Origin of the sequence: Stella humosa (assembly GCF_006738645.1) — a bacterium.
GTDB classification, from domain to species: Bacteria; Pseudomonadota; Alphaproteobacteria; order ATCC43930; family Allostellaceae; genus Allostella; species Allostella humosa.
Map to the genome: position 1 here is coordinate 1,576,453 of NZ_AP019700.1, position 24,103 is coordinate 1,600,555.

At 69.0% G+C, this 24,103-nt stretch carries 21 protein-coding genes and 2 tRNA genes; 9 read left to right on the forward strand and 14 right to left on the reverse strand.

Features of this window, described 5'->3' with window-relative positions; genetic code table 11:
• Positions 1–947: 947 nt before the first annotated feature.
• The 9 genes from STVA_RS07365 to STVA_RS27570 form a co-directional block, all read right to left on the reverse strand.
• The gene (locus STVA_RS07365) at positions 948–1,937 is read right to left on the reverse strand and encodes an asparaginase (protein WP_123689257.1); all 990 of its coding nucleotides are present in this window, start codon (positions 1,935–1,937) and stop codon (positions 948–950) included.
• Positions 1,934–3,331: an amidase gene (locus STVA_RS07370; RefSeq protein ID WP_123689256.1), complete on the reverse strand. Its 1,398-nt coding sequence runs from the start codon at positions 3,329–3,331 to the stop codon at positions 1,934–1,936. Before STVA_RS07370 ends, STVA_RS07365 begins: the two co-directional genes overlap by 4 nt.
• The gene (locus STVA_RS07375) at positions 3,328–3,528 is read right to left on the reverse strand and encodes a hypothetical protein (protein ID WP_123689255.1); all 201 of its coding nucleotides are present in this window, start codon (positions 3,526–3,528) and stop codon (positions 3,328–3,330) included. Before STVA_RS07375 ends, STVA_RS07370 begins: the two co-directional genes overlap by 4 nt.
• Before the next feature lie 12 nt (positions 3,529–3,540).
• Positions 3,541–4,440, reverse strand: a complete 900-nt coding sequence (locus STVA_RS07380) for an ABC transporter permease (RefSeq protein ID WP_123689254.1) — start codon at positions 4,438–4,440, stop codon at positions 3,541–3,543.
• A 15-nt stretch (positions 4,441–4,455) separates the two neighbouring features.
• Positions 4,456–5,406, reverse strand: coding sequence for an ABC transporter permease (locus tag STVA_RS07385; RefSeq protein WP_123689253.1), 951 nt, complete (start codon positions 5,404–5,406; stop codon positions 4,456–4,458).
• A gap of 32 nt (positions 5,407–5,438) precedes the next feature.
• On the reverse strand, positions 5,439–7,067 hold the full coding sequence (locus STVA_RS07390; RefSeq protein WP_123689252.1) for an ABC transporter substrate-binding protein: 1,629 nt from the start codon (positions 7,065–7,067) through the stop codon (positions 5,439–5,441).
• An 82-nt stretch (positions 7,068–7,149) separates the two neighbouring features.
• Entirely contained in the window at positions 7,150–8,784 is a 1,635-nt protein-coding gene (locus STVA_RS07395) for an ABC transporter substrate-binding protein (RefSeq protein WP_179955441.1), read from the reverse strand.
• Positions 8,785–8,864: 80 nt separating this feature from the next.
• Entirely contained in the window at positions 8,865–10,280 is a 1,416-nt protein-coding gene (locus STVA_RS07400) for an amidase (RefSeq protein ID WP_170216408.1), read from the reverse strand.
• Positions 10,277–10,504, reverse strand: a complete 228-nt coding sequence (locus tag STVA_RS27570) for a hypothetical protein (RefSeq protein ID WP_170216407.1) — start codon at positions 10,502–10,504, stop codon at positions 10,277–10,279. The genes STVA_RS07400 and STVA_RS27570 overlap by 4 nt, the downstream gene beginning before the upstream one ends.
• Before the next feature lie 455 nt (positions 10,505–10,959).
• Here STVA_RS27570 and STVA_RS07405 point away from each other — a divergent pair, with 455 nt between their 5' ends.
• A complete protein-coding gene (locus STVA_RS07405; RefSeq protein WP_123689249.1) occupies positions 10,960–12,447 on the forward strand; it encodes a tetratricopeptide repeat protein in 1,488 nt (495 codons plus the stop codon).
• Between the two features lie 21 nt (positions 12,448–12,468).
• Complete coding sequence (locus tag STVA_RS07410) at positions 12,469–14,229, forward strand: glucan ABC transporter ATP-binding protein/ permease (RefSeq protein WP_123689248.1); 1,761 nt, start codon at positions 12,469–12,471, stop codon at positions 14,227–14,229.
• A gap of 12 nt (positions 14,230–14,241) precedes the next feature.
• Here the strand turns inward: STVA_RS07410 and STVA_RS07415 are convergent, their stop codons facing one another.
• The gene (locus tag STVA_RS07415) at positions 14,242–14,655 is read right to left on the reverse strand and encodes a response regulator (protein ID WP_170216406.1); all 414 of its coding nucleotides are present in this window, start codon (positions 14,653–14,655) and stop codon (positions 14,242–14,244) included.
• 167 nt (positions 14,656–14,822) lie between these two features.
• On the opposite strand from STVA_RS07415, the gene STVA_RS07420 reads away from it, so the two are divergent.
• From STVA_RS07420 to STVA_RS07440, 5 genes are all read left to right on the forward strand, one after another.
• Entirely contained in the window at positions 14,823–17,849 is a 3,027-nt protein-coding gene (locus STVA_RS07420; protein WP_142235697.1) for an ATP-binding protein, read from the forward strand.
• A 62-nt stretch (positions 17,850–17,911) separates the two neighbouring features.
• Positions 17,912–18,256, forward strand: coding sequence for an ArsR/SmtB family transcription factor (locus tag STVA_RS07425; RefSeq protein ID WP_123689245.1), 345 nt, complete (start codon positions 17,912–17,914; stop codon positions 18,254–18,256).
• Complete coding sequence (locus STVA_RS07430; RefSeq protein WP_123689244.1) at positions 18,253–18,720, forward strand: SRPBCC family protein; 468 nt, start codon at positions 18,253–18,255, stop codon at positions 18,718–18,720. The genes STVA_RS07425 and STVA_RS07430 overlap by 4 nt, the downstream gene beginning before the upstream one ends.
• A 186-nt stretch (positions 18,721–18,906) precedes the next feature.
• The gene (locus STVA_RS07435; protein ID WP_123689860.1) at positions 18,907–19,164 is read left to right on the forward strand and encodes a type II toxin-antitoxin system Phd/YefM family antitoxin; all 258 of its coding nucleotides are present in this window, start codon (positions 18,907–18,909) and stop codon (positions 19,162–19,164) included.
• The gene (locus tag STVA_RS07440) at positions 19,161–19,544 is read left to right on the forward strand and encodes a type II toxin-antitoxin system VapC family toxin (RefSeq protein WP_123689243.1); all 384 of its coding nucleotides are present in this window, start codon (positions 19,161–19,163) and stop codon (positions 19,542–19,544) included. The genes STVA_RS07435 and STVA_RS07440 overlap by 4 nt, the downstream gene beginning before the upstream one ends.
• A gap of 85 nt (positions 19,545–19,629) precedes the next feature.
• On the opposite strand, the gene STVA_RS07445 is transcribed toward STVA_RS07440, so the two are convergent.
• The 4 genes from STVA_RS07445 to STVA_RS07460 form a co-directional block, all read right to left on the reverse strand.
• A tRNA-Asn gene (locus STVA_RS07445) sits at positions 19,630–19,705 on the reverse strand.
• A gap of 58 nt (positions 19,706–19,763) precedes the next feature.
• Positions 19,764–20,921: a PQQ-dependent sugar dehydrogenase gene (locus STVA_RS07450; protein WP_123689242.1), complete on the reverse strand. Its 1,158-nt coding sequence runs from the start codon at positions 20,919–20,921 to the stop codon at positions 19,764–19,766.
• The gene (locus STVA_RS07455; RefSeq protein WP_123689241.1) at positions 20,918–21,547 is read right to left on the reverse strand and encodes a 2OG-Fe(II) oxygenase; all 630 of its coding nucleotides are present in this window, start codon (positions 21,545–21,547) and stop codon (positions 20,918–20,920) included. Before STVA_RS07455 ends, STVA_RS07450 begins: the two co-directional genes overlap by 4 nt.
• Before the next feature lie 129 nt (positions 21,548–21,676).
• Positions 21,677–21,750: transfer RNA gene (locus STVA_RS07460), tRNA-Cys, on the reverse strand.
• 230 nt (positions 21,751–21,980) lie between these two features.
• On the opposite strand from STVA_RS07460, the gene STVA_RS07465 reads away from it, so the two are divergent.
• Positions 21,981–22,637, forward strand: a complete 657-nt coding sequence (locus STVA_RS07465) for a protein-L-isoaspartate O-methyltransferase family protein (protein ID WP_197735813.1) — start codon at positions 21,981–21,983, stop codon at positions 22,635–22,637.
• Positions 22,638–22,714: 77 nt separating this feature from the next.
• Positions 22,715–24,097: a TolC family outer membrane protein gene (locus STVA_RS07470; protein WP_123689240.1), complete on the forward strand. Its 1,383-nt coding sequence runs from the start codon at positions 22,715–22,717 to the stop codon at positions 24,095–24,097.
• Positions 24,098–24,103 lie beyond the last annotated feature (6 nt).

Here is a 24,103-nt window from a genome sequence, read left to right on the forward strand (position 1 = left end):
CTGAATCGCAATTTCTTCAAGACAAGTACCGCCGCCGAACCGTATTTCCCCAAAATCGGCCGCGATCTGCGCCTCCGATACCTACCCAACCTTGGCGTAGTCGCGAAATTGCGAGTCAGGAACGCGTATCCCTCAATTGCAGCTCGTCATAGTCCCGATTGTGGAACAGTTCACGATCCTGCCGCTCGGCATCCGATACGAGGAGAATGACGTGTTGTTCGCTGGAGGGGTTTGCATCATCTGCGATCCCATTCGCATCATTGATGCACTTCGCCTCTGCTGCACTTGCTCATCGGCGATATTAACCTGAAGTTGGCAGTTTGCATGCGCCGTCGTCCCAGGCTGGAAGCCGTAGGAAGAGCATTGATCCGCAGTCGACATCCGCGATCCGCAGGCGGCGACTGTCAACAGTCCCAACACTATTAGTCTCCGCATTAGAATCCTCCCTGACGCTGAGCGTAGCGCCTACGCACGGAATAGGCGAGACGCTAGGAGGTCTCACGTCGACCGAGTCGGCCGCGGTAGGGTGACGCTTACCGGTCCCGCATCCGGCGGGGCGGAGGCTTTCCTACCTTGATCAATGGGAGAATGTTTGTGCCGAACAAAGCTATGCAGGCCGACCCTAGCCTCCGCCAGACGCTGATGCGTTCAAAGGCCCAGCAGAGCCAGAACGCGTCGGCTTTTGGGGGCATCGCTGCTCGTCGAGATATACCGGATCCTAGTTTTTTCGTGGTGTCCCGGACGTTCGAAGCGGCCTCACGATGCTCAAGCGTAGGTGACTGACAAAACGCCCGCACGGGCTGGATGGGGCGCCGATAAATGAGCCGGCGTCCGTTGGCAACCGACCATTGGTATGACACTCGGAGTTTCCTGGCGGCGTTTGCCGCCAGCTCCTCAATCCCTATGCATTCGAGGGGGGCGCCGCCGGAACTGGCGGCGCTGCTGCCTCAATAGCGGTCGAACATCGCCTGCAACCGCTCCGGCTCGCTCGTCACCGTCAGGCCCAGCATCAGCAGGATGCGGGCCTTCTGCGGCGACAGGGTGTCGGCCGCCAGCCAGCCGCGATTGCGCAGGCCGGCACGCGGGACGACGCGGCCGCTCATGGAGCGGGTGGACATGATGACGGGGATGCCGGCGGCGGCCGCCCGGTCGAGCGGTTCGCGCTGGCGTGGCGCCACCATGCCGGGGGCGAGGCCGGCCAGGACCAGGCCCCGGGCGCCGGCCGCCAGGTAGGCCTCGATCGCCACCGCGTCAGCCCCGGCATAGCTGGAGACGATGTCGACGCGGGGCAGGGTGGCCGCGCCCTCGACCGAGAACTCGGTGTCCGGTGCATGGGCGCGCGTCGGCTTGCGGTAGAACAGCACGCGGTCGGGATCGGCATAGCCCAGCAGGCCGAAATCGGGCGTGCGGAAGGTCTGGACGCGCAGGATCGAGGTCTTGGTGACGTCGCGGGCGGACTGGATCTCGTCGTTGAGGACGACCAGGACGCCCATGCCGCGGGCCTCGGCGCTGCCGGCGACGCGCACGGCGTTGCGCAGGTTGGCGCCGGCATCGCTGCCGAAGGCCGAGGCCGGGCGCTGGGCGCCGACCAGCACGACCGGGATGTCGAGCTTCAGCGCCAGGTGCAGGAAATAGGCGGTCTCCTCCAGCGTCGAGGTGCCGTGGGTCAGCACGATGCCGTCCAGGCCGGGATGCCGGCCGGGCAGGGCGTGCAGCAGGGCCAGCAGCTCCAGCCAGTCCGGCACGTCGATGTCCGGGCTGCCGATGGCGCGCCAGGTGACCGGGATGACCTCGCCCGCGGCCGCCACCTCGGGGAACCGCTCCAGCAGGCCGGCGGGGTCGAGCTTCTGCCCGGTGTCGCCATAATCGACATAGTCGAGCGACCCATGGCCCAGCGACGAGATGGTGCCGCCGCTGCCGACGATGCAGACCTTCACTGTCCACCCCCCGCGATGGCAGGCCGGGTGACGCGGTCGCCGGCCGCCTGCTCATAGGCGTGCGCGACGGCCAGCACGACATCGTCGGCGAAGGCCTTGCCCACCACCTGCATGCTGATCGGCATGCCGCTGGAATAGAAGCCGCAGGGCACGGCCGCGGCCGGCTGGCCGGTGACGTTGAAGGGCATGGTGAAGTAGGGCTTGCCGAAGAAGGGGAAGACGGGCGCCTCCTCCATGCGGTCGGGCGGGCCGTACTGGGTGGCGGTCAGGATGGCGTCGTAGGGCGCCATTGCCAGGTTCATCTGGTCGACCAAGGTGCGGCGGAAGCGGATCGCCTGGATGTACTGGTCGGCCGAGATGAAGGCGCCCAGCCGCATGCGGTCGCGGAAGAGGGCGCCATAGATCTCGGGCTGGCGGCGCAGGTGGCGCTGGTGGATGGCGAAGCCTTCGCTCAGCAGGATGATGCGGCCGGCGGCGTGGAAGTCCATGAGGTCGGGCAGCGTCACCTCGTCGACGATCGCGCCCTGGCCGGCCAGCACGGCGGCGGCCTTGTCGATCGCGGCCACGAGCTCGGGGTCGGCCGATTCGTGCCATGCCTTGGCGACGCCGATGCGCATGCCCTCGACCGGGCGGCCGATTGCACCCTTGAAGTCGGGCACCGGGCCATTGACCGAGGCCGGGTCGGCCGGGTCATGCCCGGCCAGCACTTCCATCATCAGGGCGCAGTCCTGGGCGGTCCAGGTCATCGGCCCCGCATGGTCGAGCGTCCAGCTCAAGGGCAGCACGCCGCGGCGGGAGACGAGCCCGTAGGTCGGCTTCAGCCCGACCAGCCCGCAGAAGCCGGCCGGCCCCCGGATCGAGCCGCCGGTGTCCGACCCCATGGCGCCCGCGCACATGCCGGACGCGACGGCCACGCCCGAGCCACTGGACGACCCGCCCGGCTGGAGGTCGCGGTTCCACGGGTTGCGGGCGGGCGGGCTGAACAGGTCGGGGGAGGGGCCGCCGAAGGCGAATTCGTGGGTCGACAGCTTGCCCAGGCTGATGGCGCCGGCTTCCGCCAGGCGCGCTACCGTCTCGGCGTCCTCGGACGGCACATTGTCCTTCAGCAGGCGGGAATGGGCCGTGGTCGGGATGCCCTTGGTCGAATAGATGTCCTTCAGCCCGATCGGGATGCCGTGCAGGGGACCGCGCCAGTTGCCGGCCGCGATCTCCGCCTCGGCCGTGCGGGCGGCGGCCTTGGCCTCCTCGGTCGTCACCAGGATGTAGGCGCTGAGGTCGCCGTCGATGGCGGCGATGCGCGCCAGGTAGGCGTCGACCAGCTCCACCGGCGACAACTGCTTCGATCCGATCAGCGCCGACAGGCCGGCGATGGTCATGTCCGTCAGGCTGGTCATGCCGCCACCCCGGCGCCGGCCGGCACGAAGACCAGGGCGGGCTCCGCCGTCAGGTCGGCGTCGGTCGGCAGGCGCGACAGCAGGACCGCGTGCATCTTCAGCCACGCGTCGTGCATGCGCGGCGCTTCCTCGTCGGTGAAGGTGAGGCCGGCCTGGCGGGTGAGTGCGAGGAAATCCTCGGTCAGGGCTTCGGACATTCGGCGTCCTTGTTAGCGTTGGATATCGAGGGCCTGGCGCAGGCCGTCGCTCAGCAGATTGAAGCACATGCAGGTGACGAAGATCACCGCCCCCGGCAGGGCCGCGTTCCAGGGTGCCACATAGATCGACTGGCGCAACGTGTTCAGCATCAGGCCCCAGTCGGCCTCCGGCGGGCTGACGCCGAGGCCGAGGAAACTGAGGCCCGAGGCGACGACGATGGCGACCGACAGCAGGCTGGAGGCATAGACGAGCACCGGGCCGACGACGTTGGTCAGCACATGCACGCGGATGATGGCGAAGGTGGACGCCCCGCTGGCCCGTGCTGCCTCGACATAGGGCAGGCTGCGCACCTGGGTCGTCACGCTCTCGGCGATGCGGGTCAGCGGCGGGATGAAGATGAGCGTCAGCGAGATCAGGCCGTTGGTGAGGCCCGCCCCCATGGCGCCGGAAATGGCGATCGCCAGCAGGATCGAGGGGAAGGCGTAGAAGACGTCGGTCGTGCGCATGATCGCCATGTTGACCCAGCCGCCGACGAAGCCCGCGATCATGCCGAGCGTGCCGCCGATGATGAAGGCCAGCAGTACGGGCGTGAAGGACATGAAGAGCGAGATGCGGCCGCCATAGATGAGGCGGGTCAAGAGGTCGCGGCCCAGCTCGTCGGTACCGAGCAGGTAGCCCGGCGTGCCGATCGGGGCCAGGCGCCGCAGCATGCTGGTTTTGTAGGGGTCATGCGGGGCGACCAGCGGGGCGAAGACGGCGGCCAGCACGATCGCCACCAGGACGGCCAGGCAGAACAGCGTCACCGGGTCGTGCTTCAGGCGGCGGACGACGCTGATCCAGTAGCCGGGCGGCTTGTCGACGGCGACGGGTGCCCGCGGCAGGATGACGGCATCAACGGTGGTTTCGGCCATGGGCGTCGCCTCCGGTCAGCGCTTGATGCGCGGGTCGAGCACCGCTTGCAGGATGTCGACCAGCAGGTTGAGGGTGACGAAGAACAGCGCCAGCACCAGGATCACCCCCTGGAGCATCGGGATGTCGCGCGAGAAGATCGAGTTGTTGAGCAGCAGGCCGGTGCCGGGCCAGGCGAACACCGTCTCGATCAGGATCGAGCCGCCCAGCAGGTAGCCCATCTGCAGGCCCATCACCGCCAGTACCGTGGGGGCGGCGTTCTTGGCGACATGGCCCAGGATCTTGCGGCCGGTCAGACCCTTGGCCCACAGCGCCTGGACGAATTCCTGGCTCATCGTCTCGCGCACGCTCTCGCGCACGGTCCGGGCGACGATTGCCATGGGGATCACCGACAAGGCGATGGTCGGCAGGATCAGGTGGCGCAGGTTCTCGGGCGTGAAGCTGAAGTTGGTCGACCCGTCCGGACCCATGCCCATCGACGGCAGGATGTCCCATTCGACCGAGAAGATGATGACCAGCACGATCGACAGCCAGTAGTGCGGCACGCTGACCCCGGTGACGGCCAGTGCGGTCACCGCCCGGTCGATCGGGCGACCATGGAAGTAGCCGGCGATGCCGCCCAGCACCGTGCCCACGGTGAAGGCCAGGCACGAGGCCAGGACGGCCAGCAGCAGGGAATTGAAGAAGGCGGGCGGGATCTCGTCGATGACATGGCGGCGGGTGGCGATCGAGGTGCCGAGGTCGCCCGTTACCGCCTTGCCGAGCCAGATGACGTACTGGACGGGCAGGGGCTTATCGAGGCCGTATTCCTTCTTGATGCGGTCGATCAGTTCCTTGGGCGCATCCTCGGGCAGGATGGCGCTCAAGGGGTCGGAGGGTCCGAGATAGACCAGCGCGAAGCACAGGATCGTCACGCCGAGCGCGATCGGGATCGTGTAGAGCGTGCGCCGCAGGATGTAGCCCAGCATCGAACCCTCCCCCTTGCCAGCAGACCCTCGACCTAGTCCTTGGTGACCGGCGTCAGGTCCTGGAACCAGCTCTTGGCCTGGACGAACCCTTTCACATTGCGGGCGATCGCCCGCGGGTTCACGTCATGGGTGATCCAGATCCATTCCGCCTTGTCGACGATGGCGGCATGGAGTTCGCCCAGCACGGCGTTCTGGGCTTCCAGTTCGAAGGTCTGGGAGGCCTTCATCATCAGGGCGTTGTATTCCGGGTCGTCCACCAGCCCCCAGTTGGACCCGCCCGGCGGAATGCGATTGGGCAGGAAGAAGCGGTCGAAGGCGCTGAAAGGGTCCTGGATCGAGCGGCTGATGATGAGGGAATCGATCCCGGCCTTCAGGATGTCCGGGTGGTTGGCCGGCTGGCGGCCGACGGCCAGCAGCGCGTTCCATTCCATCACCTCGGCGGTCACGCTGAAGAAGCACTCGTTCAGGTTGGCCTGGATCGCCTCGAACATCGGCAGCGGCTGCATCTGGCCGGAGCCGGAGGTCGAGATGGCGATCTTGATGGGCTGCTTCTTGGTCGCCGAGAAGCCGGCCTCGGCCATCAGCTTGCGGGCCTCGTCGGGCTTGTAGGCCAGCTCGAACTTGGGCTTGCCGAACCAGGTGTCGCCCGGCGGCATGTGGCCCTTGGCCGGCAGCGACAGGCCGCCCAGCAGGCTGTTGATGCCATCGCGGTCGACGCAGAGGTTGGCCGCCTTGCGCACCCGGATGTCGTTCCAGGGGGAACCCGGCGCGCGGGATGGCGCGATCGCCCAGTTGTGCGGATAGCCGTTGGTGACGATCTGCATGCCGGCCTGCTTCAGGCGCGGCACCGTGTCGGGCGAGGGCGCCTCGATCCAGTCCACCTGGCGCGACAGCAGCGCTGCCGTGCGCGCCGATGCCTCGGGAATGGGCAGCAGCACGACGCGGTCCAGCTTGGGAACGCGCTTCTTGTCCCAATACTCCTTGTTGGCCGTCATCTCGGCCCGCTCACGCGGCACCACGCGCTGGAGCTTCCACGGGCCGGTGCCGACCGGCGCCTTCGCGAAGGCCTCCCAGCTACCGACCTTGTCGTAGTGGGCCTTGGACGGCATGAACCAGAAGCTGACCTGGTAGGGGATGTAGGCGCTGGGCGTGTGGGTGACGATCTCCACCGTGTAGGTGTCGACCTTGCGCACTTCCTTGATGTCGGGGATGCGGGTGGCGACCTGGGCGGCCTGCTTGGGGTCGTAGTGCTTGGCCTTGGTGTCGCGGTTCACCTCGAAGTTGAAGACCACGTCGTCGGCGGTGAACTCGCCGCCGTCATGGTACTTCACCCCCTGGCGCAGCTTGAAGGTCCACTTGGTCTTGTCGCTGGCGTCGACCGACCAGGATTCGGCCAGGCCGGGCACCAGGCCGGCGGACTTGTCGGCGCTCGACAGGTCCCACAGGACGAGCGTGTCGTAGACCATGTAGCCCATGAACCGGTAGCCCTCGGCACCCTGGTCCGCCTGGCCCGCGGTGTAGGGGATGTCGGCCGCCGTCATGCCGACGCGCAGCACCTTTTCCTGCGCCAGCGCCGGCCCGGCCAGCGCGCCCGCCACCAGCAGGGCGGCCGGCAGCAGGCCCATCGCCCCCCGGTTCCTCGTCTTCCCGAACGTCGTCATGGATGTGCTTCCCCCAATCGGTCGTGGCTATCGGGCCAGGCACAGGTCGGGGCGACGGCGCCCCGGCCCGGCCGGATTGGCCTCAGTCCTTGGTGACGGACGTCAGGTCCTGGAACCAGCTCTTGGCCTGGACGAACCCTTTCACGTTGCGGGCCAACGCCCGCGGGTTCACGTCATGGGTGATCCAGATCCATTCCGCCTTGTTGACGAGGGCGGCGTGCAGTTCGCCCAGCACGGCGTTCTGGGCCTCCAGCTCGAAGGTCTGGGACGCCTTCTGGATCAGGGCGTTGTATTCCGGGTCGTCGACCATGCCCCAGTTGGAGCCGCCGGGCGGAATGCGGTTGGGCAGGAAGAAGCGGTCGAAGGCGCTGAACGGGTCCTGGATCGCGCGGCTGATGATGACCGAATCGACGCCCGCCTTGACGATGTCGGGATGGTTGGCGGGGTTGCGGGCAAAGGCCGTCAGCGCATTCCACTCCATCACCTCGGCGGTGACGCTGAAGAAGCACTCGTTCAGGTTGGCCTGGATCGCCTCGAACATCGGCAGGGGCTGCATCTGGCCGGAGCCGGAGGTCGAGATGGCGATCTTGATCGGCTGCTTCTTGCCAGCCGAGAACCCGGCCTCGGCCATCAGCTTGCGGGCCTCGTCCGGCCGGTAGCCCAGTTCGAAGCTGGGCTTGCCGAACCACAGGTCGCCTGGCGGCATGTGGCCCTTGGCCGGCAGCGACAGGCCGCCCAGCAGCTTGTTGATGCCCTCGCGATCGACGCAGAGGTTGGCCGCCTTGCGCACGCGGACGTCGTTCCAGGGCGAGCCGGGTGCCCGCGACGGCGCGATCGCCCAGTTATGCGGGTAGCCGTTGGTGATGATCTGCATGCCGGCCTGCTTCAGGCGCGGCACCGTGTCGGGCGAGGGTGCCTCGATCCAGTCCACCTGGCGCGACAGCAGGGCGGCGGTGCGCGCCGATGCCTCGGGGATGGGCAGCAGGATCACCCGGTCGACCTTGGGCACGCGGTCCCGGTCCCAATAGTCCTTGTTGCCGGCCATCTCGGCCCGCTCGCGCGGGACCACCCGCTGGAGCTTCCAGGGCCCGGTGCCGACGGGCGCCTTGGCGAAGGCCTCCCAGCTCCCGACCTTGTCGTAGTGGGCCTTGGACGGCATGAACCAGAAGCTGACCTCGTACGGCACGTAGGCGGTCGGCGTGTGGGTGATGATTTCGATGGTGTATTTGTCGACCTTGCGGACCTCCTTCAGGTCCGGGATGCGGGTTGCCACCTGGGCCGCCTGCTTGGGGTCGTAGTGCTTGGCCTTGGTGTCGCGGTTCACCTCGAAGTTGAAGACCACGTCGTCGGCGGTGAACTCGCCGCCGTCATGGTACTTCACCCCCTGGCGCAGCTTGAAGGTCCACTTGGTCTTGTCGGCGGCGTCGACCGACCAGGATTCGGCCAGGCCGGGCTTCAGGGCGGCCGGCTTGTCCGCGCTCGACAGGTCCCACAGGACCAGCGGGTCGTAGAGCATGTAGCCCATGAAGCGGAAGCCCTCGAAGCCCTGGTCGGGCTGGCCGGCCGCGTAGGGGATGTCGGCGGCCGTCATGCCGACCCGCAGCACCTTCTCCTGCGCTGCCGCCACCCCCGCCGTTGCCATCGCGGCGGCGGCAAGACCGCCCGCGACCGCGCCCCATCGGAACTTTGCCGACCCCGTCGCCCGTGCAAACTTCATCTGCCTCTCCCGTTTTCGAGGGTGAGCCCGGTGGTTTCCTGGAAGCCTCCCGCCTGGTGCTTTTCGTTTCGTTGGCTGCTTCAGGCCGGCAGGTTGGGCACGCGGCGGTGCCACCCCGTCGCCTGCTGGTACTGGTGGGCGACCCGCAGCAGCAGCGGCTCGCTGAACGGCCGGCCGACGAGCTGGACCGCCATCGGCAGGCCCGCCCCGTCGAAGCCGATCGGCAGGGCCAGCGCCGGCAGGCCCAGATAGTTGAAGGGCCGGGTGTAGCGGGTGAGGCGTGCCACCATGGCCGGGATGGCCGCGGTCTGCTCCTCGTCCGTCTCGGCGATGGTGGGCACGGGGAAGGTGAGGATGGGGGCGGCCATCAGGTCGATGCCGGCCATCACCGTCTCGACGAACTGCCGCAGGAGGCGGCCGCGCAGCGCCATCGCCTCCAGGTAGCGGGTGGCCGGGATGTGGTAGCCGGCCTCGGTGCGGCTGTGGACATGGACCGAATAGTCCTGCGGCCGGTCGCGCATCCAGGTCCCATGGGCAGCCGCCGCCTCCGACTTGGAGATGGCGTCGCCCAGGGCGAAATAGGGCTCGAGCGGCGGGGCGGGAACGGCCGCGCCCGCCATGCCTAGACCGGCCAGGACGTCCATGGCGGCCGACACGGCGCCCGCCACCTCGGGCGTCGCATCGGCCATCCAGGCTTGCGGCGGCAGGCCCACGCGCAGGCCGGCCACCGACCGGTCCAGGAAGGTTCGGTCGTCGGGGAAGGGGCGGCGGCTGGTCGTGGGGTCGCGCGGATCGTGGCCGCTGATGGCGGCCATCATCAAGCTGGCGTCGGCGGCCGTGCGGGTAAGCGGCCCGATGGTGTCGAGCGACCAGGCGCGCGGCATCGAGCCAGCCCGGCTGACCCGGCCATAGGTCGGCTTCAGCCCGATCAGCCCGTTCATCGCCGCCGGCAGGCGGATCGAACCACCCGTGTCCGATCCAAGCGCCCCCGCCACCATGCGCGCGGCCACGGCGGCACCCGAGCCCGCCGACGACCCGCCGGTGATGCGCGACGGGTCCCAGGGGTTGCGGTTATGGCCGAAATGGATGTTGTGGCCGGTCGGCCCGGCCGCGAATTCCGACATGTTGAGCCAGCCGACCGTGATGGCACCGGCAGCCTCCAGCCGGGCTACGGCGGGGGCAGGGTCGGGCTGCGGCTGGCCCGGCAGGATGGCCGAGCCGCCGGTCATCGACCCGCCGGCGCGGGCGAACATGTCCTTGTGGGCGAGCGGCACGCCGTGCAGCGGCCCCGCCCATTGCCCGGCCGCGGCGGCGCGGTCGAGGTCGGCTGCCCGGGCCAGGGCGGCATCGGCCTCGACCCGCACGAAGGCGTTGACGACCGGCTGCCACTGGCTGATCCGGTGCAGGGCCGCGCGCGTGGCTTCGACGGACGAAAGTTGACGGTGGCGGATGGCGCCGGCGAGCTCGGCCACGCCCATCAGGGCCGGGTCGGTCATCGGCCGTCCTCGGGCCGCGCCAACTCGTCCAGGACGGCCAGGAACTGCATCGGCTCGTCGAAGAACCAGAATGGCGGAACGATGGCGGCCATCTGCGCCTGGATGCGCGCCACCTCGGCCGCCAGTTCGCCGGCGCGCTCGATCGTCAGGGACAGCCCATGCAGTTCCAGGCCCTGGGCCTGGATCAGCGCGGCGGATACGGAAGGGGAGGGATCGGTCGGCATCGTGCCGACGGCGTCGCAACAAGCATGCCATGGGCTGGCGTTGCCGCGGTCGATCGGCGGGCCGGAAAAAGAAGAGGCCGCACCCGAAGGTGCGGCCCAAGTTTAGGGAGGAAACGCCCAAGAAGACACAACATGCACCGCGAGGCGGTGTGGGCCATGCTGCGAAACCGAATATGCACCCTCGCCTGGCGGCTTTCAAGAGGTTTTTTGCAGTTGCTCACTGAAAGAATGGTGCATGATCTTCAGTGGCCCGGAGGCGGATCATATATCGCACTATGTCAGGTAATTAGCGGATTTTCCGCATCTCGAAACAGAGCTGTATGGCTCGAAAAAGCTCTTGTGCAATGCAGCACTGCGACGTTCCGTCGCGCATTTCCAGCCGTTCCGTTGCCGCTGCCCGACCCAGGCCTTAGATTGCCCGACGCCGACGAACCGGCAGGAGACGAAGGCCCGGCATGGTCGACAGCAACGCCACCCAGGAGCGCCCCGCAGCCCCGCCCGCCCCGGCCGACAGGCACCATGCGCTGGGCCTGGAGGCGATGAACCGCCGTCGCCTGGATGCGGCGATCGGCCATTTCACCGCCGCGCTGGCCTGCGATCCGCGGCATGTGCCGAGCCTGGCCAACCTCGCATCTGCCTTGCAATCCGCGGGCCGGCCGGCCGAGGCGCTGGACGGATTCGACCGCGCGCTGCTCCTGGCGCCCGGCCACCCGGGCATCCACCATAATCGCGGCAATGCCCTGCTGGCCCTGGGCCGGGCCGGGGAAGCTGTCGACGCGCAGGCCCGCGCGTCCGCGCTGGCGCCGGGGGAAGTACGGTTCCTCCATGCCTGGGGTCTGGCGCTCGAGCGCGCCGACCGGCTGGAGGAGGCGGAGGACCGCCTGCGGGCGGCCCTGGCGCTGGCGCCTGGCCACGCGCCGTCGTCGGCCGCCCTGGCCCTGCTGCGCCTGGCCCGGGGGGATGCCGAGGAGGCCCTGTCCCTGTGGCGGGCCCAGGCGGCCCGGGCCCGCCGCGTCGACCCGCCCGTCCCCTACGGCACGGTCGACCGCCTGGCCAACCGCAGCCGCATCCGCCATGACCTGGAGCAGTTCCGCTGGCTGCTGTCGGCCAGTGGCGACCCGGCGGTCGACCGGGCGGCCATCGAGCGGCTGGTCCCGCCCTACGAGGCCCTGCTGCGGGTCATGCCGGATGGCGACGAGACCCGCCGTCCCGTCGCCCTGACCGACCCGATGCTGGCGGCACTCGGGCACCGCTACAATCGCGCCATCCACCGGCTGGAGGCGCCGGCCGTGGCGGGCGACCCGTTCTCCCCCCGCGACTGGGGCCGGGTGGAAGCCGCCTATCACGCCGATGCACCCGGGATCGTGTGGGTGGACGACTTCCTGGAGGAGGCGGCACTGCGCTCCTTGCGCCGGTTCTGCTTCGGCTCGACCATCTTCCACCATGTGAAGCATGGCGGCTATGTCGGGTCCTACCTGCCGGAGGTGGCGTGCGGCCTGCTGGCCCAGATCGCGGCCGAGCTGCCGCGGCGGCTGCCGTCGGTCATCCGCCATCACCGCCTGCGCCAGATGTGGATCTACAAGTATGACGGCCAGATGGAGGGGATCGGCACCCATGCCGATGCCGCCGCCGTCAACGTCAACTTCTGGCTGACGCCCGACGAGGCCAATCTCGATCCGTCCTGCGGCGGCCTGGTGATCCATCGCTGCGAGGCGCCGCTCGACTGGTCGTTCCAGCGTTTCAACGCGGACGAGGACGCGATCGCCGCCCACCTCGCCCGGCACGACGCCGGTTCGCTCAAGGTCGACTACCGCAGCAACCGGGCGATCATCTTCCATTCGGATCTTTTCCACGCCACCGACCGTTTTTCTTTCCGGGATCGGTACGAGGATCGCCGCTTGAACGTTACCATGCTGTTCGGCGATCGGGCCGACGGGCGGTAGCGTCGGAAAGCGGGCTCGCGGATGAATTTCTTCACGGTCTATCGCCGGGTCCTGGCGCTGCTGGCGCCGGAGCGCAACCTCGTCATCCTGCTGGGCATAGCCAACCTGGCGCTGGCCACGCTGCCATTCCTGGAGCCGCTGCTGTTCGGCCGGGTGGTGGACACGCTGGCCGGCAGCCCTGGGCGGCCGGCGGCCGACGTCTGGGCCGATGCCATCGTCCTGCTGACGATCTGGGGCGCGGTCGGCGTCGGCGGCATCATCGCCAACATGACCGTGTCGCTGCATGCCGACCGGCTGGCCCATCGCAACCGCCTGGCGGCGATGCGGTCGTTTTTCGAGCATGTGTTGCAGCTTTCGGTGGCGTTCCACACCCGCACCCATTCCGGCCGCCTGCTGAAGGTGATGCTGCAGGGCAGCGACCACCTGTTCGGCCTGTGGCTCGCCTTCTTTCGCGAGCATCTGGCGACCTTCGTGTCGCTGGTGGTGCTGCTGCCCCTGTCGCTGTGGCTGAACTGGCGCCTGGGGCTGCTGCTGGTCGGCCTCATCGTCATCTTCTGCAGCCTGACGCTGTTCGTCGTCCGCCGCGCGGAAGCGGCCCAGACCGCGGTCGAATCGCAGCATTCGGAACTGGCCGAGCGCACCGGCGACGCGCTCGCCAACGTGCTGCTGATCCAGAGCTTCGTGCGCCTGGCAGCCGAGGTGCGGCAACTGGGCGACGTCATGCAGCGGCTGCTGGCGGCCCAGTTCCCGGTCCTCAACTGGTGGGCGCTGGCGACCATCCTGGCCCAGTCGGCCAGCACCATCACCGTCATCTCGATCTTCCTGCTCGGCACCAGCCTGCACCTGGAGGGCAAGGCGACGGTGGGCGAGATCGTCATGTTCATGGGCTTCGCCACGCTGCTGATCGCGCGGCTGGAGCACGCCATGTCCTTCATCAGCCGCCTGTTCTTCCAGATGGCGGCGATCGCCGACTTCTTCGCCGTGCTGGATGCGCGGCCGATCGTGACCGAGCCCGCCAATGCCATCACCATCGACCGCGCCCAGGGGGCGGTGCGGTTCGAGGATGTGACGTTCGCCTACGATCCCGGCCGGCCGGCGCTGCGCGGCATCTCGTTCGAGGCCGCACCCGGCGAGACTGTGGCCCTGGTCGGCCCGACGGGGGCCGGCAAGAGCTCGACCCTGGGCCTGCTGTTCCGCCTGTGGGACCCGCAGTCGGGCCGCATCACCATCGACGGCCACGACATCCGCGAGCTGACGCTGGAATCCCTGCGCCGCAACATCGGCGTCGTCTTCCAGGAGAGCGCGCTCTTCTTCCGCAGCATCGCCGAGAACCTGCGGGTCGGCCGGGCCGATGCGACCGACGAGGAACTGGTCGCGGCCGCCAGGGCGGCGCAGGCGCACGACTTCATCATGCGCCAGGCCCAGGGCTACGAGACGCCGATCGGCGAGCGCGGGGTGACCTTGAGCGGCGGCGAGCGCCAGCGCCTGGCGATCGCGCGGGCCATCCTGAAGGACCCGCCGATCCTGGTGCTGGACGAGGCGACGAGCGCACTGGATTCCGTCACCGAGAGGCTGGTGCAGGATGCCCTGGCCGCCGTCACGCGCGGCCGCACCACCTTCATCATCGCCCACCGCCTGTCGACCATCCGCGACGCCGACCGCATCCTCGTGTTCGAGGACGGCCACGTGATCGAGCAGGGGTCGTTCGACGAACTGATGGCGGCTGGCGGTGCCTTCGCCCGGCTGGTGCGCACCCAGTACGGCGACGCGGCGCTGGCGTGAGCCGCGCCCGGCCTATTCCTCGGTCGTGCCGGTCGCCGCCCCGCTCAGGCACTCGTTGACGACCGGCAGCAGCTTGCTGCGGGTGATCGGCTTGCCGACCGAGCGGGTGGCGCCCAGAAGCTGGGCCACTTCCAGATGGTCCATCGTGCCCATGGCCCCGCTCATGATCGTGGCGCGCGGGCCGCCGGACATGGCGATGATCGGCACCTTGCGGTCGATGCGGCGGATTTCGCGAATCGTCTCCAGCCCTTCGACCTCGGGCATGAAGATGTCGGTCACGATCAGGTCGAAGGCGCCGGCCCGGAATGCCTTCAGGGCTTCCCGCCCGTTAATGGCGACCTCGACCTCGTGCGCTGCCGATTCGAGCAGGGCCACGATGGTCTTGGCCACCAGCTCGTCGTCGTCGATCACCAGGATTCGCGCCACTCGATCTCTCAGTTCGACCTACGGAACGGGCGCAGCATAGGCCGAGATCGGCCACCATCGCAATCGGCTGTTCAACATGCGACAGAACTACCATTGATATGTAAGGCGATCTCGACAACATAGGCGCCCGAACCGCGGCCGTGGCACTGCTAGGGGTGGAGAGGGTCGTGTCCGAGGGGCGCATCCGACTGCTGTCGATGGGGGTTTTCCTGGCCGCCCTGTGCGGCTGGGTGGGGTTTGGCATCGTTCACGACCGCGCCGACACCGAGGCGGCGGCCTTTCGCCATGGCACGAACCTGGCCGATGCGCTGGCCAGGCAGGCGGGGCAGGCGATCGCCGTCACCGACCACTCGCTGTCCGCCCTTATCGCCGCCATCCCGGTCGCCGGCATTCCCGCGGCGGAAAACCGGAACATCATCTTCGACCTGCTGTCGGAACGGCAGAAGGCGGGGGTCGGCTCGCTCGACTATTTCATCATGGACGGGCAGGGGCAGCTCCTGCACAGCGCGCGCAGTCGTCAGCCGCGCGGTGAGGATCTGTCGCAGCGGGACTGGTTCGCGGCCCTGGAGCGCGACCGGAATCCCGGCCTGGCGATCGGCAAGCCCGTTCGGATCGCGACCGGCGAAGGCCGCCGGGAATGGGCGATCATCGTCCATCGCGCCGTGCGGGATGGCGACGGACGACTCCTGGCGGTATTCGCCGCCGCCCTGTCGATCGACTATCTGGGGCATTTCTACGGGGCCCTGGACATCGGCCCGGTCGGCCGCGTCAGTCTCTTTCGCGACGATGGCGTGGTACTGACGCTGCACCCTTTTCGTGAGGCGGCGCTGGGGGCGTCGCGCGCCACCCTGCCGCTGTTCGTCGAGTATCTGCCCCGGGGCCCGAGCGGGCGCTTCGTGGTCGACAATCCGATCGACGGCGAACGCCGGCTGGTGGCGTACCGCGCGGTCGACGGCTATCCGCTCGTGGTCGCCGTCGGGATGGATGCGGCGTGGGTCCTGCGGCCATGGCTCGCGCGTTCCCTGCGCCTGCTGGTCACGCTCGGCCTGCTGGTGGCGCTGGTGGTGGTGCTGGCGCTCTATGCGCGCAAGCTCGCGGCCCGGCGCGCGGCCGCCGGCCTGGAGGAGACACGCAAGCTCAACCTCCTGGCGCGCGCATCGCTCGACCTCGCCCGGACGCGCTCGGCCGAGACGATGCTGCGGTCGGCCGCGGCCCTGACGCGCTCGCTGGTCGGTGCCCACCAGTCGGTCGTCGTCGCCAGCCCGCTCGATGGCGGGCCGCCGGTAGTCCATGCCGTCTCGCTCAGCGACCGCTACGCCCAGTGGCGGGGCTACGAGGAGGCGCCGACCGGGGCCGGAATCTACCGCCTGGTCGTGGAGAGCAACAAGCCGATGCGCCTGACCCAGGCGGAGTTGGAGGCCCATCCCGCCTGGCGCGGCTTCGGTGAGGCCAGCGACCGCCACCCGCCGATGCGCGGCTGGCTGGCGGTGCCGCTCGTGGGCCAGGACGGCAGCAACATCGGCGTCATCCAGTTGTCCGACCGCGACCAGGGCGACTTCTCGGAGGCCGACGAGGCGATCTGCCAGCAGTTCGCCCTGATGCTCTCGACCCTGATCGAGAACCTGCGCTCGTCCGAGGCGCTGGGCCAGGCGCTGGATGCCGAACGCCTGGCCCGGGCCGAGCTGGAGGCGACGCGGGCGGCGGCCGAGCGCGCGCGCCTGCGCTCGGAGACGATCCTCGACAGCATCTCGGACGCCTTCTACGTCCTGGACCGGGAATTCCGCTTCCAGTACCTGAACGACCGCGCCATCGCCGTGATGGGCAAGGACCTGGTCGGCCGCGTCGTGTGGGACGCTTTCCCTGCCGCCGATTCGGTGATCCGCCCGGCTCTCGAACGTGCGATGAGCTCGGGCCAGGCTGAGGTATTCACGGTCCATTACGGGCCGCTGCAAGCTTGGTTCGACGCCCGTGTCTATCCCTTCGAGGATGGGCTCTCGGTCTATTTCCATGACGTGACCGAGAAGCTCGATACCGAGGCCCGCCTGCTGCAGGCCCAGAAGATGGAGGCGGTGGGCCAGTTGACGGGCGGCATCGCCCATGATTTCAACAACCTGCTGACGGTCATCCTTGGCATGGGCGATGCCATTCTGGCGGCGCCGTCGGCCGATCCCGGACTGCGCGAGAAGATCGAGACGATCATCGCCGCCGGAGAGCGCGGCGCCCAGCTTACGGCCAGCCTGCTCGCTTTCTCGCGCCGCCACCCGCTGGACCCGCGGGCGACCGACATCGGCCAACTCCTCGGGCGCACCGAGGGCCTGCTGTCGCGCACCCTGGGCCAGGGGATCGAGACCGAGGTGGTGACCTCCGGCAGCCTGTGGCGGGCGATGGTCGATGCGGGCCAGCTCGAATTGGCGCTGCTGAACCTCGCCATCAATGCGCGCGACGCCATGCCCGAAGGGGGGCGGCTGACCATCGAGGCGGCAAACGCCCGGCTCGACGAAACCTACGCGACCGTCCACCCCGAGGTCTCGGCCGGCCAGTACGTCATGATCGCGGTCAGCGACACCGGCACCGGCATGAGCGAGGCGGTGGTGGCCCGCGCGTTCGAGCCGTTCTTCACGACCAAGCCCGTGGGCAAGGGGTCCGGCCTCGGCCTCAGCATGGTCTATGGCTTCGTCAAGCAGTCGGGCGGGCAGGTGAAAATCTACAGCGAGCCCGGCGAAGGCACCGCGGTGAAGCTCTATTTGCCGCGGGCGATCGAGCGGACGGCCGGTGTCCGCGCCGACGAGGAGCCGATCGCCCGTCCACCCGGCGGCAACGAATCGATCCTGGTGGTGGAGGATTCGGGCGAAGTTTGCCGCCTCTTCGCCAACTCGTTGCGGGCACTGGGCTATGGCGTGACGGTGGCAAGTGATGCCGAGGCGGCGCTGCGGCAGATGGCGGGCGCGCGCTTCGACCTGCTGCTGACCGATGTCGTCCTGCCCGGGGCGATGAACGGCCGCGAACTGGCCGACGAGATCCGCCGCCGCCAGCCCGGCCTGCCGGTGCTGTACACGTCGGGCTATACCGAGAACGCCATCGTCCATCACGGCCGCCTCGACCCGGGCGTGCGGCTGCTGCGCAAGCCGTTCCGCCATGCCGATCTGGCGCGGATGGTGCGCATCGCCCTGGCGGATGGCGCCGGCGGGAAGTAGGGCCACCAAACACCCAGTCACTTATCTATTGCGCTAAGTGTCGGGGCTCGATACTTAGCCATATGGAACAATATCTGCCATCGCTCGACGGCATCTTCCAGGCCCTGGCCGACCCGACCCGCCGGGCGGTGCTGGGCCGCCTCGGCCAGGGACCGGCCAGCGTCGGCGAACTCGCCCGGCCGTTCGCCATGGCCCTGCCGTCTTTCATGAAGCACATCCGCCTGCTCGAGGAGAGCGGCTGGATCCGTACGCAGAAACGGGGCCGCGTGCGCACCTGCACGCTGGAGCGACAGTCGTTCGCCGCCGTCGACAACTGGCTCGCCGCGCAGCGCGCCCTGTGGGAGGGTCGGACCGACCGGCTCGAACGCTTCGTCACCACCGCCGACCAAGAGGACGAGCCCGCATGACCCGGTTTCCCGATCCCGACCTCGACCTGACGATCGCCCGCATCATCCGCGCCCCGCGCGCGGCCATCTGGCGCGCCTGGACCGAGCCCGCCGCGTTTGCGCGCTGGTGGATCCCCGCACCCATCGTCTGCCGCGTGGCGGCCATGGAGGTCACCCCGGGCGGTGCCCTGGTGACCGAGATGAGCGAGGATGGCGGCCCCTTCGTGCCCCATCTCAGCGCCTGCTACCTGGCCGTCGACCCGCTGGAGCGGATCGTCTTCACCAACATGCTGACCGGCGGCTGGCGCCCGGCCGAGCGCGGCTTCATGACGGCCGTCATCACGCTGCGCGACCATCCGGACGGCACGGAATATTCCGCCGTCGCCATGCACCGCAGCCCGGCCGAGCGGCAGAAGCACGAGGACATGGGTTTCTTTGATGGCTGGGGGACTGTGACGGAACAGCTAGCCTGCCTGGTGGAGTAAGGGGTCCTGCGGTGATTGACGGGTCATTCACCGCACTGGATGCGGTGAATAGACCGCCTGCTGGCAGGGGGCGCACCCTGGTCAGGAAGAAGCTTACCCAACCTGCGCCTGAGGTTGATCGCCATCGACGATGGGCCGCCATATAGTTCAGGTGGGACCGATCCATATCCTAGGGGAGTGGAGCTGATGCGGGTGTCCGTGATTGAAGCCGAGGGGCAGCTTGCCGAACTTGTGCGTCGCGCAGAGGCAGGGGACGAGATCATTTTAACCCGCCATGGCCATCCTGCAGTGCGGCTCGTCCCGGTCACGCCTGCGCCTGATCGAACCTCCCGCCGTGCTCTGCTCGACGCGGTGCGAGCGTCTGGCCCGGCAAAGGCCACGCCTGGGCCGGGCGCCGCCCGCAGCCAGGATTTTCTCTATGGCGATGACGGTTTGCCGGGATGATTGCGGTCGATACGTCAGCATTGATGGCCATTGTGCTGAACGAATCGCCAGCCGCTCACTTTGCGGCGCTCCTGGAAGCCGAAGTCGATCTGCTGATCTCGGCAGGCACTTTGTCGGAAGCGCTGATCGTCGCCGATCGTCGCAACGTTGGCGAGGAGATGACGAGGCTGATCGACGGTCTCGGCTTTACGGTCGTCAGCCTGACCGCCGCATCTGCCAAGCGGATAGCACAAGCATATGCCGCCTGGGGAAAGGGCGTGCATCCGGCTGGTCTGAATCTTGGAGACTGCTTCGCCTATGTCGTGGCGAAGGACCACGGCTGCAGCCTGCTGTATGTCGGTGAGGATTTCGCGCTGACGGACGTCGAACGAGCCGATTGACGAGACCGTTGCAGCTGCGGAACTGCCAATGCACGACGATGAGCGTACTGGCCTGCCGCATCGCGCTCTGGCGCGAAAATCGCGCTGGCTCCCCGGGCCGGACTCGAACCAGCGACCCAGCGGTTAACAGCCGCTTGCTCTACCAACTGAGCTACCGGGGAACAGCGCGGCGCGGCTTATAGCAGCCGACTCCGCCGCTGCCAACCCTTTGTTCGGACGCTATTGCGCGGGCGTGATGCGGAGGATGCGATCGTCGCCTTCCTGGGGCCGGCCGCGGCCGTCGCGGTTGTTGGTGAGGACGTAGAGCGCGCCGTCCGGGCCGGCGACGGCGTCGCGCAGGCGGCCGAGCGGCTGGGTCGAACGCTCGCCGAACCAGCGCTCGACGGCGGTCGGCCGCCAGCCGCCGCCGGATGCCGGTTCGAGGCGGATGCGGAGCAGGGCCTGGCTGCGCAGCGTGGCGACGAAAAGGTCGCCCCGCCAGAAGGCCATGCCGGACGGCGGCGTTGCGGGGTCGGGCCAGGCCAGGATCGGGTCGGCGAAGCGGGCGTCGCCGGCGGCGCCGACGGCCAGCGGCCAGCCATAGTTGGCGCCGCGGCGGATCACGTTCACCTCGTCCAGCGCGCGCAGCCCGAACTCGCCCGAGGGGCCGTGCTCGCTGGCGAAGAGGGTGCCGGTGCCGGGGTGGAAGGCCAGCCCCTGCACGTTGCGGTGGCCGAGCGACCAGACGGGCGAGCCCGGAAACGGGTTGTCGGCCGGCACCGCGCCATCGGGCGTGACCCGCAGGATCTTGCCGCCCAGGTCGACCAGCACCTGCGCGCGTGGCGCATCGAAGGTCTCGCCGGTGGCGACGTAGAGCATGCCGTCCGGCCCGAAGGCGATGCGCCCGCCATTGTGGAAGCGCGCACCCGGCACGCCGGCCAGCACGACGCGGTCGAAGGTGGCCGTGCCGGCGTCGGCCGACAGGCGCAGGCGGATCACCCGGTTGCCGATGTCGGCCCCCTCGGCATGGGTGTGCATCGCATAGAGGTAGGGCTGCCGGGGATACTCGGGGTGCAGGGCCAGGCCCATCAGCCCACCCTCGCCACCCTGGCGGACGGCGATGGTGGCGACCGGGCCGGCTGCCAGCCGGCCGCCGTCGATCAGCCGGATGCGGCCAGGCCGCTCGCTCACCAGCGCCCGGCCATCGGGCAGGAAAACCAGCGACCAGGGCGCCTCCAGCCCGCCCACCCAGGTCGCGGCTGCGATGCCGGCGGGGGTGGCGACGGCGACGTCGTTCACCGCCTGGGGCCGGCCGCCGCGAATCGGGTCGGCAGCGGCGATTGCCGGCCAGGCAACCGCCAGGGCGGCCGCGAGCGACAGGGGCAGGCGAAATTTCATCGGAACGGTTCCCCGGATATCCAGCAGGCCAGGCTGTAACGCAGGCCGGCCGTCACCGGTGTCACGCGGTGCAGTTGCCAGGGCGGGAACAGCACCATGGTGCCGCGCTCGCGCCGGGTGCGGGTGATCTCCTGCGAGAAGCGCAGTTCGAGGTCGCCGCCCTCGTAGTCGGCCGGGTCGGAAAGCTGGATGACGACGCTGAGCTTGCGCAGGATGGGCGGCCCGTCGCCCACGTCCTGGTGCCAGCCGTAATGGTCGCCGCCGGCCGCGTAGCGGGCGAACTGCACCGGCTCGCCCATACCCAGCAGCGAAAAGCCGAAGAACCGGTCGTTGGCCGAGCGCCCGATGCGCTCGATGCGCTTGTAGAGGAACTGCGTCTCTGGCCCCGGCATCAGCCAGGTGATGGTCGACTGGCGGATCTCGGGATGGACGCCGGCGCCGGCGACGCCCGCCTGGCCCGACGTTTCCAGCTGCGCCTCGCCCATCGCGATCAGCCGGTCGCACTGCTCGGCCGTCAGCGCGTCGGGCATGGTCGTATAGCCCGAATAGGACCGCTCCATCGCGGCCAGATCGAAGCCCCAGAGCATGGTGCGGGAGATGAGGGGGCCACGGGCCGGCTTCGGCATCACGGTTCTCCAGGGTGCGGGTCTGGGACCGGAAGCTGGCGGACCGGGGACGGCCGGTCCGTTGGTATGTCTGTCCCCGGCGGCGGGTCGCCCCTGGTCGGGGCGTCGCTCGCGGGGGGCAGGTCACATTGGAGGCGCGGCCCGGAATCGAACCGGGATAAACGGATTTGCAGTCCGGTGCCTAGCCACTCGGCCACCGCGCCCCGGACATGTGGAAATCAGCGGTCCCCGAGGTCGGCGGTTCTATACGCGGGCGGCCGGCGGATGGTCAAGGCAACCCTGGCATCGGCAGCAGATAGCGCGCGCCTTGGCGCAATCGGCCGGCGGCCGGGCGGGGGCGGCGATTGCGCTCCCCGCAGTGCAGCAAGTATATAACGGGTGGCGCCCGATGGCGCCCATCCGGGACTCGGAACAGAAGCGGACTATTCGCTCCATGGCGATCGACTACTCAGCGGCGCGCGCGAACATGGTGGAAAGCCAGATTCGCCCCAACAAGGTGACGGACCCTGCCGTCATCGCCGCCTTCCTGCATATCCCGCGCGAGCGGTTCGTGCCGCCGACGCTGTCGGGCGTCGCCTATGTCGATGTCGACATCCCGATCGGCGCGGGGCGATACCTGCTGGAGCCGATGGTGCTGGGCCGCCTGCTGCAGTTCGCCGGTCCCCGCCCGACCGACCTGGCGCTGGAGATCGGCACGGGCACGGGCTATGGCGCGGCCGTCCTGGCGCGCATGGTCGCCACCGTGGTCGGGGTCGAGAGCGACCCGGCGCTGGCCCGCCAGGCGACGGCGAACCTAGCCGCCATCGGCATCGACAATGCGTCGGTGGTGACCGGCGGCTTTCTCGATGGCTGCCCGGCCCACGCGCCGTACGACGTGATCCTGATTTCCGGCGCGGTCCCGCGGATCCCGGCCGCGGTCGAGCAGCAGCTTGCCGAGGGCGGCCGCCTGGTAGCGGTGGAGTTCGCCGACGGGATCGGCCGGGCGGTGCTGGTGCGCCGCGAGGGCGGCCGCCTGTCGCGCCGCGTGATCTTCGACGCCGCCACGCCGTTGCTGGTCGGCACCGAGGGCAAGCCGGCGTTCGTGTTCTGAAAGGTCTCCGCCCGCGGGGTCGCGGGCGTGGCGTATTGGTGAATTTGCCGCCTGGAGTTGCGGGCGTGGAGGGTCTGATGGCCACGAGGCGAACAGTGAAGCGGGCGGTCGGCGCGACGTGGCTGGCGGTGCTGGTGGCGGGCGTGCTGCCGGCGGCGGGTGTGGCGCAGACGCTCGAAGAGGTCATGGTCAGCACCTACAACACCAACCCCCAGCTGCTGGCGGAACGCGCCCGCCTGCGCTCGTTCGACGAGCAGGTGCCGCAGTCCATGGCGGGCTGGCGGCCGACCGTGCAGGCAAGCGCATCCTACGGCTTCTCGCATGAGCGCACCGAGGTGCCGACGCTGAAGCGTACCGAGCGGCTGAATCCCTTCTCCAGCACCTTGCAGGTCAGCCAGCCGCTCTATCGCGGCGGCCGCACGGTGGCCAATACCGAGCGCGCCGTCTTCCAGATCCAGTCGCAGCGCGCCCAGGTCTTCGTCATCGAGCAGCAGGTGCTGCTGGGCTCGGTGCAGGCCTATATGAACCTCTATCGCGGCCTGGCGGTGGTCCAGCTCAACGCGAACAACATCGAGGTGCTGAAGCGCCAGCTCGAGGCCGCCCAGGACCGCTTCCGGGTGGGCGAGGTGACCCGCACCGACGTGGCCCAGGCCGAATCGCGCCTGGCCCGCGCTGTCGCCGACAAGCGGCAGGCCGACGGCAACGTCGAGGTCGCGCGCGCCACCTTCGAGCGGGTCAGCGGCCTGGTGCCGATCGACATCACCTTCCCCAAGCGGGTGCCCAAGACGCCGCCCACCCGCGAGGAAGCCAAGCGGATGGCCGAGCAGAACAACCCGCAGATCGTGGCCGCCCGCTTCAGCGAACTGGGTGCTCGCGCCAACGTGCGCTCCATCACCGGCGAACTGCTCCCGACCGTCTCGCTGGATGCGACCGGCACCTACAACGACGAGTCGCAGAACGCCAACACCAAGATCCGCCAGGGCACGATCGCGGCCCGCGTGTCGGTCCCCCTCTATGAGGGCGGCTCGACCTACGCCCGGGTCCGCGAGGCCAAGCAGACCGCCGGCCAGCGTCGCATCGAGATCGAGACCAACCGCCGCAGCGTCGTCGAGCTCGCCAGCTCGCGCTGGGACACGCTGCAGTCGGCCCGCGCCCAGATCGAGGCGCTGCGCGAGAACATCCGCGCGGCCCAGATCGCGCTGGATGGCGTGCAGCAGGAAGCCGCCGTCGGCTCGCGCACGGTGCTCGACATCCTCGACGCCGAGCAGGAGCTGTTCAACGCCCGCGTCAACCTCGTCAGCTCGCAGCGCGACGAGTTGGTCGGCGTCTACGACCTGACCTCGGCCACCGGCCGGCTGACGGCCCGCCTGCTGGGCCTGCCGGTCGAGATCTACGACATGGACGCCTACTACGAATCCGTGAAGGACAAGTGGATCGGCCTCGGCGATCCGCTCGACTAGTGGCAT

Bases quoted from the DNA above. Each gene is read 5' to 3' on its own strand.
- STVA_RS07370 (WP_123689256.1), bottom strand. From the start codon at position 3,331: ATGACCAGCCTGACGGACATGACCATCGCCGGCCTGTCGGCGCTGATC.
- STVA_RS07375 (WP_123689255.1), bottom strand. From the start codon at position 3,528: ATGTCCGAAGCCCTGACCGAGGATTTCCTCGCACTCACCCGCCAGGCC.
- STVA_RS07380 (WP_123689254.1), bottom strand. From the start codon at position 4,440: ATGGCCGAAACCACCGTTGATGCCGTCATCCTGCCGCGGGCACCCGTC.
- STVA_RS07385 (WP_123689253.1), bottom strand. From the start codon at position 5,406: ATGCTGGGCTACATCCTGCGGCGCACGCTCTACACGATCCCGATCGCG.
- STVA_RS07390 (WP_123689252.1), bottom strand. From the start codon at position 7,067: ATGACGACGTTCGGGAAGACGAGGAACCGGGGGGCGATGGGCCTGCTG.
- STVA_RS07395 (WP_179955441.1), bottom strand. From the start codon at position 8,784: ATGAAGTTTGCACGGGCGACGGGGTCGGCAAAGTTCCGATGGGGCGCG.
- STVA_RS07400 (WP_170216408.1), bottom strand. From the start codon at position 10,280: ATGACCGACCCGGCCCTGATGGGCGTGGCCGAGCTCGCCGGCGCCATC.
- STVA_RS27570 (WP_170216407.1), bottom strand. From the start codon at position 10,504: ATGCCGACCGATCCCTCCCCTTCCGTATCCGCCGCGCTGATCCAGGCC.
- STVA_RS07405 (WP_123689249.1), top strand. From the start codon at position 10,960: ATGGTCGACAGCAACGCCACCCAGGAGCGCCCCGCAGCCCCGCCCGCC.
- STVA_RS07410 (WP_123689248.1), top strand. From the start codon at position 12,469: ATGAATTTCTTCACGGTCTATCGCCGGGTCCTGGCGCTGCTGGCGCCG.
- STVA_RS07425 (WP_123689245.1), top strand. From the start codon at position 17,912: ATGGAACAATATCTGCCATCGCTCGACGGCATCTTCCAGGCCCTGGCC.
- STVA_RS07430 (WP_123689244.1), top strand. From the start codon at position 18,253: ATGACCCGGTTTCCCGATCCCGACCTCGACCTGACGATCGCCCGCATC.
- STVA_RS07435 (WP_123689860.1), top strand. From the start codon at position 18,907: ATGCGGGTGTCCGTGATTGAAGCCGAGGGGCAGCTTGCCGAACTTGTG.
- STVA_RS07440 (WP_123689243.1), top strand. From the start codon at position 19,161: ATGATTGCGGTCGATACGTCAGCATTGATGGCCATTGTGCTGAACGAA.
- STVA_RS07450 (WP_123689242.1), bottom strand. From the start codon at position 20,921: ATGAAATTTCGCCTGCCCCTGTCGCTCGCGGCCGCCCTGGCGGTTGCC.
- STVA_RS07455 (WP_123689241.1), bottom strand. From the start codon at position 21,547: ATGCCGAAGCCGGCCCGTGGCCCCCTCATCTCCCGCACCATGCTCTGG.
- STVA_RS07465 (WP_197735813.1), top strand. From the start codon at position 21,981: ATGGCGATCGACTACTCAGCGGCGCGCGCGAACATGGTGGAAAGCCAG.
- STVA_RS07470 (WP_123689240.1), top strand. From the start codon at position 22,715: ATGGCCACGAGGCGAACAGTGAAGCGGGCGGTCGGCGCGACGTGGCTG.